The sequence below is a fragment of the Arenibacter antarcticus genome (assembly GCF_041320605.1).
In the GTDB taxonomy this organism is placed as follows: Bacteria; Bacteroidota; Bacteroidia; order Flavobacteriales; family Flavobacteriaceae; genus Arenibacter; species Arenibacter antarcticus.
In genome coordinates this window covers 1,578,778-1,593,049 of sequence record NZ_CP166679.1, presented here as the reverse complement: position 1 = coordinate 1,593,049, position 14,272 = coordinate 1,578,778, and the positions used below count along the sequence as shown (strand labels likewise).

Below are 14,272 nucleotides of genomic sequence, written 5' to 3'. Positions count from 1 at the left end.
TAAATTTAAGAAAAAAGAAATATATATATTATATAAATGTTGATAAGAACAATTATCAACTGAAAAAAAACTTAAAAAATGGAATGGAAGGACAATGAATATTAATTCGTAATTTTCCAAAAATTAAAAGTATTGATGTCAAAAGGTAAAAAGAGTACTAAAAATCACAGAAATAACGAAATTACCAAAGGTATTTTCACTGTTCTTGAAAAGGAGCCGCAAAAATCCTTTAACTATAAACAAATAGCTGAAAAGATAGGTATAGTAGATGCCCACGATAGAAATAATCTAATTAAGAGGCTGGTACAACTAAAGGAAAAGAAAAGAATACTGGAAGAGGGAATAGGGAATTATAAGGCCATTCCCAGTACCAAAACCTACCATACTGGTACCGTGGATATTACGGGACGGGGCAATGCTTATATTGTTGTAGAAGGTATGGATGATGATATTTTTGTTCCTTTTAATAAATTAAAGAGGGCATTTCATAAAGATGAGGTAGAGGTATATATCTTTCCAAAAAGAAAAGGAAAAAAATTAGAGGGAGAGATTACTAAGGTAGTATCCCGACATAAAACTTCCTTTGTTGGTATTTTGGATATGCAAAAGGATTTCGGGTTTGTACGTCCAACCGATTATAGAATGTACACGGATATCTTCGTCCCAAAGAACAAATTATCTACTGCAGAAGATGGGGATAAGGTAATAGTAGAAATAAAAGAGTGGCCAGATAATGCCGACTCCCCCTTTGGTACGATAGTACAGGTATTGGGAAAACCAGGGGAGCACAATACGGAAATTCATTCAATTTTAGCAGAATACGGACTTCCTTACGAGTTTCCTGTGGAAGTGGAAATGTTCGCCAATACCTTGGATACTTCCATTAAAGAAGAGGAAATAGCGAAACGAAGGGATATGCGAGATAGCCTTACTTTTACTATTGATCCTAAGGATGCCAAGGATTTTGATGACGCGCTTTCCTTTACTGTATTAGAAAATGGGAATTATGAGATTGGAGTCCATATTGCCGATGTATCCCATTATTTAACACCAGATACCCTCTTAGATGAAGAGGCCTATAATAGGGCAACTTCTGTTTACTTGGTAGATAGGGTAGTCCCAATGCTTCCCGAAGTATTGTCTAACAACGCTTGTTCCCTAAGACCAAACGAAGAAAAATATACCTTTTCCGCTGTTTTTGAAATAGATGATAAAGCGGTTATTAAGAGCGAATGGTTTGGACGTACGGTAACCGAATCTAACGAACGATTTGCTTATGAGGAAGCGCAGCACATTATAGAAACTCAAGAAGGAAATATAAGTGAGGAAATTTCCATTAGGGATGCTGCTTATCAAGTTGATGGAGAAGTGGTACAGGCTACCTTGACTATGGACAGATTGGCTAAAATTATGCGGTCCCAGCGAATGGAAGAAGGAGCTTTATCCTTTGATAAAGTAGAGGTGCGTTTTAATCTAAATGAAGAAAGCGAACCAGTAGGCGTTTATTTTAAGGAATCCATGGATGCCAACAAATTGATTGAGGAATTCATGTTATTGGCCAATAGGAGGGTAGCTCGGTTTATTGGAAAACAAAAGCCCGAAAAAACCTTTGTATACCGTGTACATGCAGATCCTGATGAAGATAAATTAATGGCCTTGAATGTGATAATTTCACGTTTTGGGCATAATCTTGACTTTAAGGATAAAAAATCTATTAGCGCTTCTCTAAATAAGCTTTTAGAGGATGTTAAGGGGAAGAAGGAACAAAATCTTGTAGATACCTTAGCCATTCGCAGTATGAGCAAGGCTATTTATACCGTAGACAATATAGGTCATTATGGTCTGGCCTTTGATTATTACACCCATTTTACTTCCCCGATAAGGAGGTATCCAGATATTATGGTTCATAGGTTATTACAACACTATTTGGATGGCGGAGCTACACCAAAGGCAGAGCCATACGAGGAAAAATGTAAGCACTCTTCTAATATGGAAGGGTTGGCCGCCAATGCGGAAAGGGATTCCATAAAATATATGCAGATCAAATTTATGGAGGATCATAAAGACAGCGAATTTGTGGGGGTTATCTCTGGGGTTACAGAATGGGGACTTTATGTAGAGATCATAGAGAATAAATGTGAAGGAATGGTCCGAATTAGAGATATAAAGGATGATTATTATACATTTGATGACAAGGAGTACGCCATTGTTGGTGAAAAAACAAAAAAGACCTATCAATTAGGGGATGAAGTGGTAGTAATGGTAAAGAGCACTGATCTTGTGAAACGCCATTTAGATTTTTCTCTATTGGGAAAAAAGGACTAATGGTTAATTTTGGAATGGAATTTGTTTTAACTAGATGGATTGTTGCTTAATAAGGTAACAATCCTATCTTGAATATAAATTCGGATAAATGTTTTTAGGTGTAAAATACACCGTCCATAAAAACGATAGCTTTTAGTAAATGAAACAAAAATTAGTAGTGATACTGATCTTTCTAATCGCGGTACTGCCTGTTGCGGCACAAAATGAAAAGTTGGTTCAGGAATTGGGCACTTTTACGGAGGTAAAGGCTTTTGACGGTTTATCTATAAACCTGATAAGATCTAACGTAAACAAGGCGATAATAACTGGAGCAAATACCACGAATGTTGCTATTGTCAACAATGGGGGAGTTCTTAAAATACGCATGGAATTAAATAAGCTTTTTAGTGGCTATAGAACTTTTGTAGATTTGTATTATACAGATAATCTGTTGGTAATAGATACTAATGAGGATGCGAGGATTACTTCTAAAGAAGCAGTTAAACAAGACGTATTGGAGCTTAAAGCCCAAGAAGGCGGAGAACTGGTTATTAATGCCCAAGTGGCACAATTGCTTGTAAAGAGTGTTATGGGGGGTATTATAACGGCTTCGGGAAATTCCCATAATCAAGATGTTCAGATTAACACCGGCGGCATTTATAAAGGGAAGAATTTTAAAACAAAATTTAGTACCGTAAACGTAAATGCAGGATCTAGAGCAGAAATTTTTGCAACAGATTACGTAAGGGCCAGTGTTAAAGCCGGTGGGGAAGTATTGGTTTATGGAAACCCTGCCAAGATGGAAGAGAAAACGGTTTTTGGGGGTACAATTACCCGAATGTAATGGGGAAAGAATAATGTTGAAATTACAATCCAAATACTACTGGAAGAATAGTTAATTAACCCTATAATCAGGGTTAAAAATTCCAGGTTGTTAAATAATATATATGATTGAAGATGTACAGGCAGCAATACCATTGGGTTTTTTATTAAGCTTTATGATTGGTCCTGTTTTTTTTGTATTACTGGAAACTAGTGCTATTAAAGGATTTAGGGCCGCACTCTGTTTTGATTTTGGAGTGATTGTAGCCGATGTTATTTTTATAACATTGGCCTATTTCAGTAGTTTTCAATTGTTGGAGAATTTAAGTAACCAACCAGGATTGTATGTATTTGGCGGAGTTATATTGTTGGTGTACGGACTTACCAATGTTTTAAAGAAAGAATCTAAATATTCGCAAGAAAAAATTAGAGTAACAAAAGGGGATTACCTCAGTTTATTTGGAAAGGGATTTTTATTGAATTTTATCAATATAGGGGTGTTGGTTTTTTGGTTGGGAATTATCATTGTTGTAGGACCTAGCCTAGATAATGACCCCACTAGAATATGGACTTTCTTCGCGGCCATGATAGCTGCCTATTTTGTCACAGATATTTTTAAAATTCTATTAGCGAAACAATTACGTCGGAAATTAACAAAAGGAAGAATTCTTTTAGTGAAGAAAGTACTTGGTTTTATTTTGATTCTCTGTGGTTTGGTGCTTATTGTAAAAGGATTTCTTCCCAAGGATAGATTAAATATAGAACAGGGTATAGAACTTATTAGGGATTAAAAAAGGGGTTGCAGATGCAACCCCTTTTTTAAATAAAGTGTAAAAATATCCCGTTGGAAGGAAAATAATTTGATTATTTTTTCCTTTACCTTGAGAATGTGGTTACTAAATATTCTTTTTAGAGGTAGGAATGTGCACTTACCTCCTTGTTCTCTTCTCCATTATCGTTGAATTTCTTAAGTTGCAACATCCAATATATGAACGCTACAAAACCTATAAAAATAAAAATCCAATTCAATGAATTGGCTCCCCACCAACTCTCCATTGCTCGTAAGGCGTCAAACGGTGCTAACAGCACATTTACAAATAAATCCTCGATACCGTAAAAAATTGTATTCATCTTAATTATATTTACCGTACAAAAATATAAAAACCTAGAATGATTTCAACCATTTTTGGAAAAACAAAACCAATTAATTATATAATACTACTTGTATTTCTTTTTGGGTTTTACTGGTTCGTACATTTAGTGATGTTCCAAAGAACTTATGTGCTTGAGCAGCTATTGGGTCATTTGGTTATTTTAGGGTGCTTAATGTTCAGTATATTCCTAGTAAACTTTATTACTAGGAGGAATAAAATTACAGGATCAAATTCCCTATCCATTCTATTTTACACCCTCTTGATCGTCGTTTTTCCCGAGGTATTGTTAGATTCAAATGCTATTTTCTGTAGTTTTTTTATATTGTTGGCCGTACGGCGTTTGTTGAGTTTAAGGTCCTTGAAAAATATTAAACTCAAAATTTTTGATGCTACGCTATGGATTATGGTTTCGAGCCTATTTTACGACTGGGCCATCATGTATCTGCTCCTTGTTTTTGTGGCCATTTATTTTTATCAACCCAAAAATATTCGCAACTGGATAGTACCTTTTGTAGCCATATTTACAATGTTTATAATTATGATGGCTACTCTTGCATTGATTAATAATCCTTATTATCTGTTGGATCATTATAATTTTAAACTAGATATAAGTTCCGATTATTTTACTGATATTGGTGTTGGATCATACTTGTTTTTTTATATACTTATAGTATTTCTCAGTGGTTTCATAGGCTATATTAAATTAGGGAATGTGGGATTAGGAAAGTTGGTAAGTATGCGTTTGGTGCTTTACCTTTTTCTTATTGGTTTAGCTGTTTATTTTCTTAAATCCTCTTCGGATAACCATCCTATTTTGATTACTTTTTTCCCTGCAGTTGTTTTTACGGCTTCCTATGTAGAAAGCATAAAAAGAGATAGGATTAAGGAATTGGTACTCTTAGCTATAATTATGCTCCCATTTATTGTTCTGTTGACCCGTATTTTTTAACTAAAATTAAAAGTATCTTTGTAGTTAAACGATAATATTATGTTTAGTGATTTTGCCTTTAAAATATTCAATGAAAGTATCGAAAAGTATCATATAGAGGACTGTGTGGACCAAGGTTTTGCCAATCCCTATCCAAAAGATGATATTGCCCATTTGTTGTATCGAAAGAACTGGATAGACACAGTGCAATGGCACTATGAGGATATCATAAGAGATCCCAATATTGATCCTGTCGCCGCCCTCAAACTCAAACGAAAAATTGATGCTAGTAATCAGGATAGGACAGATTTGGTAGAATTTATAGATAGTTTCTTTTTAAATAAATATCAATCCATTACCAAAGAAGAAGGGGCTACAATTAATACGGAAAGTCCCGCTTGGGCCATAGACCGATTGTCTATTTTGGCGCTCAAAATATACCATATGCAAGAAGAGGTAGACAGGGAAGACGCCTCTACAGAGCATAAGGAAAAGTGTCAGGTTAAACTGAATATTCTTTTGGAACAAAAAAGGGATCTTTTTACTGCGATAGACCAATTGTTGACAGATATTGAAGCTGGTAAAAAATACATGAAAGTCTATAAGCAAATGAAAATGTATAATGACGATGAGTTAAATCCGGTGCTTCGTAAAAGGGGTTAGGACTATAAATTGTGGTATTGGAATCTTATCGTTAATTGTCTTTTAAATGATAAAACCTAGGGGAGAGGAAGTATCTGGGATTACTAATAATTCTCAGCATGTTCATATTTTGGTGATCCGGTTATCCGCCATGGGCGATGTTGCTATGACCGTTCCAGTTATCGCTGCCCTTCTGGAGCAATATCCAAATATTAGGGTAACGGTACTTACCAAAGGATTTCTAAAGCCTATTTTTCAAGGGCTACCAAGGGTACATGTTTTTGAAGCCCAAGTGAAGGGAAGGCATAAAGGCGTATGGGGGCTTTGGAAGCTCTATAACGAATTAAAACTATTAGATATAACTGATGTAGCAGATGTACACAATGTAATGCGTAGCACTGTTCTAAAGGCTTATTTTGGACTTGGTTCCATTCCTTTTGTTCAGATAGAAAAGGGCAGGGCTGAGAAAAGGGCGTTGACCTCTTTGACCAATAAGGTTTTTGAACCTCTAAAAACTACACACCAGCGCTATGCCGATGTTTTTGCAAAACTTGGCTTTCCAATATCCTTGGAGTCCGTTGCATTACCACTTAAAAGAAAAGTTGCATCCGATACTCACAATTTGCTTAAAGATCCAACAAAGAAATGGATAGGAATTGCCCCGTTTGCGGCCTTTAAGGGAAAAATGTATCCCTTGGATTTAATGGAGAAAGTTGTGGCTGGTCTAAATAATAGGGAAAATTATCATATTTTGCTTTTTGGTGGCGGGGAAAAGGAGCGTTTGGCATTGGATAAATGGGGAAAGAGGTATGAACATTGTGTTAATCTTGTAGGGAAGATACCTTTAAGTGAAGAACTAGCCGTTATTTCCCAATTAGAGCTGATGATTGCTATGGATAGTGGGAATGCACATTTGGCGGCTATGTTTGGGGTACCCTGCCTAACATTGTGGGGTGTTACCCATCCCTATGCGGGATTTTATCCATTTCATCAGGGCGGGAATGTATTGCTTTCAGATAGGAATTCTTACCCCCTAATTCCCACCTCGGTTTACGGAAATAAATTTCCCTCGGGTTATGAGGATGTTATGAGAACCATCCTTCCTGAGTCGGTTTTAACCAAAGCAAAGGAGATACTTGAAAGCCAATCTGCTAAGCCGTAGTTCTACTGTCCATAGTTTTAAAATATTGGCGCAACTGTTGGATATATTTATACCTCAGTTGCTTGCTATTTCCTTCTACCATTAAAGTTCTTATCCCGATATAGGAGTAAATAATATAACTGGCAAGGGCTTCGCTATCTGTATGTCTGCTTATATAGCCATCCGTTTTTCCCTTTTGTAAAATAGTGACTAAGTTTACCTCCCAGACCGTTAGTATATCCTGAAGAAAGGCCATTATTTCTGGATTTTTGCCATTAAACTCGGTGATAAAATTACTTAACACAAATCCATAATCTAAAAAATTTTGTTCTGCGGTTTGCAAATCTTTGTCCATACACTCTATTATGGCGTTTAAAGGGTCTTCCTTGCCTTCAATAGGTGTTATAAGTTGATTGTATACCGTTCTAAATAAAAGCGTCTGTGTTATGCTGATAAAGAATTCTTCCTTGGATTGAAAATGATAGTAAAATGCGCCTTTGGATAAGGATAGTTTTTTTAATATATCGTCTATGCTGGTGTTGTAATATCCTTTCTGATAGAAAAGTTCCAATCCAGTGCTCTGGATTCGGTTCATTGTGGTAAGACGTTTAATTTGATGCTTCATGGTTAGCCTTTTTAGTCTGTTACCTTAACTACCGATGTTATAAAAAATTTAAATTATTGGATAAATGGCATGCTTAATCTGACGAAAAACCTTTAGGTGATCATTTAAGCTTAGAAAGAAGAGCACTTCAAACTGCAAGGTTTGTAAGTGCTCTTGTGATAGAATTTAAAAAATTGAAGTGGTCAACTTTAAATAACGTTTCCTTGACAACTACTACCAGCTCCGGCAGTACAGCCATAACAATGTTGTGAAACAATGATATCACGATCATTTAGGATGTCCTCATTATAATCTTTAATATGTTTTACGCTGCTATTAACTTTTAAACCTAACATCTGGTTAAAGTCACAATCGTACAACCAACCGTCCCAACTTATTGAAATAGTATTGGTACACATTACGTTTTTTACCGCAGCTGGATTGTAGGCTTCTACAAGCGAATACATATAATCTTCATAATTTCCCGATGCTATCAGGTAATCCAAGAACCTAGCAATTGGTAAGTTTGTAATAGCGAAGAGTTGATGAAAATGGATATCAAAATCATCTTTTAAGGCCTTTTTAAAATCGCGTTCCATAGCTCCCTGATCTCCAGGTAAAAAAGCTCCGGACGGATTATAGACCAAATCTAATTGAAGGGTGCTATTAGGCATACCATAACCGATGGCATTTAAATCCTGAAGTGCTCGTATAGATGTATCAAAAACTCCGTCTCCCCGTTGTTTATCGGTTTTCCCTCGGGTGTAATGTGGCATGGACGAGATGACGTGAATTTTGTGTTTCTTGAAAAATTCAGGAAGATCGTAGTATTTTTTGTTAGCACGTATAATCGTTAAATTGGAACGTACAATAAAATCTTTTATTCCTGCTTTTGAGGCTTCTTCAACAAACCATCTAAAATTTGGGTTCATTTCAGGAGCACCTCCTGTTAGGTCCAAGGTGTGGGCACCGGTATTTTTTATGACTTCCAAACAAAGTTTCATGGTTTCCTTGGTCATGATCTCTTTCCTATCTGGGCCTGCATCCACATGGCAATGCTCACAAACCTGGTTGCACATGTATCCTACATTGATCTGAAGAATCTCTAGTTTTTTGGGTCGTAATGGAAATTGGCCTATTTCATCCAATTTATCTTTAAAATAGGGTAATTCCCCCTCCTTAAATGGTCCTCCATTTAGAATTTCGAGTTGTTTGTTATTTAACGCAAGCTCATCATGTCTTGCTTTTAATGATTTTGTTGCCATTTTTTCTATGTTCATGTGCTACTGTATTGAGTTATGAAGACTTAGTCATGGTTTACCCACTTTTGATAAAAGCTACATATTACATACTCAATTTATTGTATTTGTTCATCATTTGAACTCCATGCACCAAGGTAGCTCCACCTTCTATTGCCGCTCCTACATGTACGGCTTCCATCATTTCTTCTTTAGTGATGCCTTTTTCCAAACCGTCTTTCGTATAGGAATCTATGCAATAGGGACATTTCACTACATGGGATACTGCCAAGGCAATTAATGATTTTTCCCTAGCACTAAGCGCGCCCTCTTCAAATACTTTTCCGTAGTAATCAAAGAATTTAGTTCCTAATTCCTCACTCCATTCGCTAATCTTTCCAAATTTCCGTAAATCTGCTGGATCGTAATAAGAATCTGCCATTGTAATACTATTTTAAGTTGTTGTGATGTGAATTGAGTTAGTCTATGTTTGTTACTCACTATAGATGGACTCCCTTGTATTATTTATTTGAACTATTAGGTAGTGGATATCTATATAATACGTGGTATTGGCTAGCAATGCCCATAATGCTTTATAGTTACCCCCGAATTGGACTATTAGTTTGTCGCTAAAATGGAATCTGAAGAGGCGATCCTTTGTTGAAGTAATTAGTATGAAACGAATGTTCTCGATATTTTGGGGTATACAATATAATTTTAGGTCGTGTTGTAATGATACTTATAAGGATCTGATATATCTTTTGTGGAATAGGTTGCCCCTGGTGGATAATTTTTTTTAGGTCGGCTATAGAATCTAGGTCCACTAGGGATTGAAGGCTTACTGCAATCCTATTTATTGACTTAAGTAGTTGATTAAAAGAGTTTTGTAACCCTGAGGTCTTCCATGGTAATTGTATAAATTTATTTGCTTCTATTTTAGAGAACATAGACTTGTCAAACCCCATTAGGTAGTAGCCACCATCGGTTGAGGGTCCCAAGACTATTTTTTTGTCCAATAAATGTTTATAGGCAGAGCGTATATGTAATGCGCTTAAGTGTGGAGTATCGTTCCCTATAGTGATGACATGTTGATAGCCCTGGTCAAATATGTGCTTAACGGCATTGTAGAATCGTGTTCCAAAGCAGTTGCCATTTTGCTGATCTTCGGTACAGTGGAAATAGGGTAATTCCGTTTTTTTAACCGTAATTAAAGTGTGGTCTGTTAATTGGTTGAATAATGCTTCACCTCCTGGAATACTTTTGTGATTAGTTTCCTCAGCAGCAGAATTTGCAAAAACCAAGATAGCAGTTTTATTTTCCATTTATTTGGACCTCACTCATTGATAATTGGTAAACATACAATAAATACCATTAATGGTTTTGTCGGTTTCCTCCATGGTTCATTACAGGATAAATAATTTTAAATTTGATGTTCAAATATGGAACTATCTAAAAACGTCTAGCATAGAAAAAGCCTTGAAAATTGAATTTCCAGGCTTTTTGTTTGGGAGTTAGGGTACCCTATTTTTTGTTGTAATTTTCGTTAAGGATTTTAACGACTTCATCGGTTACGTCATGGGCTTCTGTTCCGTAAAGAACGCTTCCTCCATCGCCTCCACTAAGGATAAAGGAATATCCGTTAGCTTTACCGTAGGTTTTTATTTTCTCTTTTACCTTGGATACCAAGCTATCCATTTCTGTTTGGCCTTTTACTTGTAATTCCTGTTCTTCTTGTTGTAATTGTTGGCCTATGAATTGACTTCGTTGTTGTAGTTGTCCGTATTCTTCCTGAGCTTTGTCCTGTGATATTTTTTGTGCCTTAGCTTGAAAAGCCTGCGCTTCTATTTGGAAGGCTTGGGATATACTGTCCCTTTTTTTTGTGAACTTATCTGATCGAGTTTTGAATCGAGCTTCTAAATCCGATTTCTCTTTGTAGGCTTCCATTAATTTTACGTTGTCAACGAAACCTATTTTTTCTTGTTGGCAAGATAGTACTGCAAAAAACACTAAGGCCAAAACTAATTTTTTCATTTCTGTTTTTTTAAATTTTGAGTAAAAGTATAAAAGGTTTTTTATTATTTGAGAAAAATTGTTGGTATTCCTGTTTTCTTGTTAAGATTTTAGTTTTGGGTCCCTTTCTTCTTTTTTTATAGTAAAACGTATTATTGGTTTTTTGTATTGTAAAATAGATATAAATAGATTTTAACTATGAAAAAGAGCTATGTTATATCGGTTTTAAGAGCGAGTATAGGATTAAGTGGTGTAATGGTTAATTAACGCGGTGTTGTATTCTAAGATGGCTTTAAAATTCGTTTTACTCTTTTTTTAGTATATAAATATGTGAGGAATACTCCTTAGAGCGCCATCCTAGGAAATTTGACTTTAATCCAATCCAAAGTGCTTTTATAAAACGCTGTTTCTTTGATTTATATTTTTCAGATAAAATAGATACGTAAAATGCATCATAAAGCATGGGTTTGGTTTTTATGATCTTAAAGCCATGTTCTCCAAAAAGTACTTCGATACTTTGTTTTGAAAAGTGCCAAAGGTGTCGAGGTACATCAAATGCCGCCCAATATTGTTTGTAGTGAATAGCGTCATATGATTTGTAATTGGGTACTGCTATTATAAGGGTACCATTTTCCGAGAGGAGGCCTGTTAATACTTTTATTTGTTCCTCTAGGTCAGGAAGGTGTTCTAAAACATGCCATAAGGTAATTGTATTAAATTTCTTTTTTGCCACTGTTTCGAGATGCGCTACTACTTCCACTCCTTTTTCTTTTGCCTTTTCCCTTGCTTTATGGTTGGGCTCTACTCCTATTGTTTTCCATCCTTTTTTTTGTGCTGCGATTAAAAAATCTCCTGTTCCCGCACCAACATCCAAGAGACATTTTTCGTCATTGGAATATTTGTTTATTAGTTGAGTCTTGCTTTTAAGGTTAACTATTTTTACTGCCTGATATAATTTTTCAATTACTGTTTTGTTAGAATCAGTATGAGAAATATATGCCTCACTTTTGTAATATTCTTCCAGGTTTTCTGGTCGTGTTTCGGTAACCAACATATCCTTGTTGTGGTCGTATGTCAGCCTAAAGGTTTCTCCACTTACGGAATGGTCTTTACACTCTAGATAGAATTCCTTGGATTTCATTTTTAGAAATAAAATATTTATGGGGCTAAGATACTTTAAATTGAAAGGCAAAAAAAGTTCTTTTTAAATGGTAATATCTTTTTGTTTATACCTAATTAAAGTTGGTGTTATTAGGGGCAATCAATATACTTTTTCTTAGTGGATGTTATTAGTGTTATTGTGCCTTTTCTATTTTTATTTTGACATGTTCAGGTACATGAATTTGAGATTTGGGGAAGAAGTGTAAAATATCAGGATAAGACCCCCTTTAATAGGCTACTTATGAGGTACTCCTGCCTTTACTAAGGTATATATTATTGATTTATAATGTTTTATCATTGAAAAAGTCGATTGTTCCACGTGGAACAATCGACTTTTAAATGAGATGTTTACTATAATGTAATCTTTGTTGAGTTGTTCTTCCCTCTTCAATGTTACCTACCCATATACACAAGAAGCACGCTGATGTCACTAGGAGATACTCCGCTTATTCTTGATGCCTGTGAGATGCTTACGGGTTTAATGGATTTTAGTTTTTCTCTTGCTTCAAAGGATAAAGATTTTAGTTTACTGTAGTCAAAATTATCCGGAATTTTTATATTTTCTAAACGTTGAAGTTTGTCTGCGTTGTTTTTTTCTTTAGCAATATAACCGGCATATTTAACCTGAATTTCGGTTTGTTCTAACACTTCCCTACCCAATTTGTTTTCATTGATATAGTTGGATACAGGTTCTAATTCCTTCATGTGATCCATAGTTACTTTAGGCCTTGAGAATACCTTAAACATTTTGTCTGGTTGTTTTACCAGGGAGGAATCCAATTGGTCTAGGATAGGATTTATGTCATCGGGAACAAAACTGGTTTCCCTAAAAAACTGTACAAATGAATCAGACTCCCGTTCTTTTTGCTCCATTCGCACCAATCTTTCTTTTGAGGCTAGGCCAATTTTATAGCTCATTGGAGTGAGTCTTAAATCTGCATTATCTTGTCGTAAAAGCGTTCTATATTCTGCTCTAGAGGTAAACATCCTATAAGGTTCTTCTGTTCCTTTTGTGATTAAATCATCTACTAAAACTCCAATATAAGCCTCATCTCTTTGTAGTATAAATGGATCTTTTTCATTTATTTTTAAGTGTGCATTTATTCCAGCCATTAATCCTTGGGACGCTGCTTCTTCGTAACCGGTGGTCCCATTTATTTGTCCTGCGAAATATAGGTTGTCTATTAGTTTTGTTTCAAGCGTGTGTTTTAATTGTGTGGGTGGAAAATAATCGTATTCAATAGCGTATCCAGGTCTAAAAAACTTTACCTTTTCAAATCCTTTTACAGAACGTAGAGCTTTAAATTGTATGTCTTCTGGTAAGGAGGTTGAGAAACCGTTTACGTAAACTTCTACAGTATTCCATCCTTCAGGCTCTACGAATAGTTGGTGGCTGTCCTTATCCGCAAATCTATTTATTTTGTCTTCTATGGAGGGGCAGTATCGTGGCCCTAAACTTTTAATTCTGCCATTGAACATTGGCGACCGGTCAAACCCTTCGCGTAATAAATCATGCACCAGAGCACTGGTGTGCGACATATGACAGTCTCGTTGTGTGGTGAGTGCTTTGGTGTCTAAATAGGAGAATTTATCGGGATTTATATCTCCAGGCTGTGGGATCATCGCGGAGTAATCTAAGGACCTACCATCTACCCTTGGAGGGGTTCCGGTTTTCATTCGTCCACTATCAAATCCAAAGGAAAGCAGTTGTTCGGTAATTCCGGTTGATGCCTTTTCCCCTGCTCTTCCCCCTCCAAATTGTTTGTTTCCAATATGGATTAAACCGTTAAGGAATGTTCCGTTGGTTAGTACTACGGATTTGGATTTTATTTCCAAACCCAAAGAAGTTTTTACACCCACTATTTTAGTGCCTTCGACTAATAATCCTGAAACCATTTCCTGATAAAAATCTACATTGGGAGTATTCTCTAGCGCTATGCGCCACTCCTCTGCAAACCGCATCCTATCACTTTGCGCTCTAGGACTCCACATGGCAGGTCCCTTACTTTTGTTGAGCATCTTAAATTGAATAGCACTTTTATCGGTGATTATTCCGCTGTATCCACCAAGGGCATCAATTTCCCTAACAATCTGTCCTTTTGCTATTCCGCCCATTGCGGGGTTGCAAGACATCTGTCCTATGGTTTGGAGGTTCATGGTAATCAGAAGAGTCTTTGATCCCAGATTGGCAGCCGCCGCGGCAGCTTCTGCCCCTGCGTGTCCAGCTCCTACTACTATAACATCGTATTCTTTGTCAAACATAATTTT

Annotated in this window: 14 protein-coding genes; 6 read left to right on the top strand and 8 right to left on the bottom strand. The window is 36.1% G+C overall.

The genetic code is table 11. From position 1 onward, the window contains the following. Positions 1-135 precede the first annotated feature (135 nt). The 3 genes from rnr (at position 136) to KCTC52924_RS06520 (ending at position 3,917) form a co-directional block, all read left to right on the top strand. The gene (rnr, locus tag KCTC52924_RS06530; RefSeq protein ID WP_251807402.1) at positions 136-2,325 is read left to right on the top strand and encodes a ribonuclease R; all 2,190 of its coding nucleotides are present in this window, start codon (positions 136-138) and stop codon (positions 2,323-2,325) included. Positions 2,326-2,464: 139 nt separating this feature from the next. Further along, on the top strand, positions 2,465-3,148 hold the full coding sequence (locus KCTC52924_RS06525) for a head GIN domain-containing protein (protein ID WP_251807404.1): 684 nt from the start codon (positions 2,465-2,467) through the stop codon (positions 3,146-3,148). Positions 3,149-3,251: 103 nt separating this feature from the next. Further along, positions 3,252-3,917 carry a LysE family translocator gene (locus KCTC52924_RS06520; RefSeq protein WP_251807406.1) on the top strand — a complete coding sequence of 222 codons (666 nt, stop codon included), beginning with the start codon at positions 3,252-3,254 and terminating at the stop codon, positions 3,915-3,917. 118 nt (positions 3,918-4,035) lie between these two features. Here the strand turns inward: KCTC52924_RS06520 and KCTC52924_RS06515 are convergent, their stop codons facing one another. Further along, positions 4,036-4,257 (bottom strand): DUF6341 family protein, encoded by a 222-nt coding sequence (locus tag KCTC52924_RS06515; protein WP_251807408.1) that lies wholly within the window; start codon positions 4,255-4,257, stop codon positions 4,036-4,038. 39 nt (positions 4,258-4,296) lie between these two features. Here KCTC52924_RS06515 and KCTC52924_RS06510 point away from each other — a divergent pair, with 39 nt between their 5' ends. From KCTC52924_RS06510 to KCTC52924_RS06500, 3 genes are read left to right on the top strand one after another with little or no spacing between them, the layout of a single operon-like run. Next, positions 4,297-5,229: a hypothetical protein gene (locus KCTC52924_RS06510; RefSeq protein WP_251807410.1), complete on the top strand. Its 933-nt coding sequence runs from the start codon at positions 4,297-4,299 to the stop codon at positions 5,227-5,229. Positions 5,230-5,268: 39 nt separating this feature from the next. Next, entirely contained in the window at positions 5,269-5,871 is a 603-nt protein-coding gene (locus tag KCTC52924_RS06505; RefSeq protein WP_251807412.1) for a DUF4254 domain-containing protein, read from the top strand. Positions 5,872-5,917: 46 nt separating this feature from the next. Further along, positions 5,918-7,012: a glycosyltransferase family 9 protein gene (locus KCTC52924_RS06500; RefSeq protein ID WP_251807414.1), complete on the top strand. Its 1,095-nt coding sequence runs from the start codon at positions 5,918-5,920 to the stop codon at positions 7,010-7,012. On the opposite strand, the gene KCTC52924_RS06495 is transcribed toward KCTC52924_RS06500, so the two are convergent. The 7 genes from KCTC52924_RS06495 to mnmG form a co-directional block, all read right to left on the bottom strand. Continuing rightward, complete coding sequence (locus KCTC52924_RS06495) at positions 7,002-7,616, bottom strand: TetR/AcrR family transcriptional regulator (RefSeq protein ID WP_251807416.1); 615 nt, start codon at positions 7,614-7,616, stop codon at positions 7,002-7,004. The genes KCTC52924_RS06500 and KCTC52924_RS06495 overlap by 11 nt on opposite strands. Before the next feature lie 188 nt (positions 7,617-7,804). Beyond that, on the bottom strand, positions 7,805-8,860 hold the full coding sequence (arsS, locus tag KCTC52924_RS06490) for an arsenosugar biosynthesis radical SAM (seleno)protein ArsS (protein WP_251807659.1): 1,056 nt from the start codon (positions 8,858-8,860) through the stop codon (positions 7,805-7,807). 79 nt (positions 8,861-8,939) lie between these two features. Next, positions 8,940-9,275, bottom strand: coding sequence for an arsenosugar biosynthesis-associated peroxidase-like protein (locus KCTC52924_RS06485; RefSeq protein ID WP_251807418.1), 336 nt, complete (start codon positions 9,273-9,275; stop codon positions 8,940-8,942). Between the two features lie 187 nt (positions 9,276-9,462). After that, the gene (locus tag KCTC52924_RS06480) at positions 9,463-10,155 is read right to left on the bottom strand and encodes a DUF2064 domain-containing protein (protein WP_251807420.1); all 693 of its coding nucleotides are present in this window, start codon (positions 10,153-10,155) and stop codon (positions 9,463-9,465) included. 199 nt (positions 10,156-10,354) lie between these two features. Then, positions 10,355-10,864, bottom strand: coding sequence for an OmpH family outer membrane protein (locus tag KCTC52924_RS06475; RefSeq protein ID WP_251807422.1), 510 nt, complete (start codon positions 10,862-10,864; stop codon positions 10,355-10,357). A 283-nt stretch (positions 10,865-11,147) separates the two neighbouring features. Beyond that, on the bottom strand, positions 11,148-11,984 hold the full coding sequence (locus KCTC52924_RS06470; RefSeq protein WP_251807424.1) for a class I SAM-dependent methyltransferase: 837 nt from the start codon (positions 11,982-11,984) through the stop codon (positions 11,148-11,150). Positions 11,985-12,397: 413 nt separating this feature from the next. Further along, the gene (gene mnmG / locus KCTC52924_RS06465; protein ID WP_251807426.1) at positions 12,398-14,266 is read right to left on the bottom strand and encodes a tRNA uridine-5-carboxymethylaminomethyl(34) synthesis enzyme MnmG; all 1,869 of its coding nucleotides are present in this window, start codon (positions 14,264-14,266) and stop codon (positions 12,398-12,400) included. Positions 14,267-14,272: the final 6 nt, after the last annotated feature.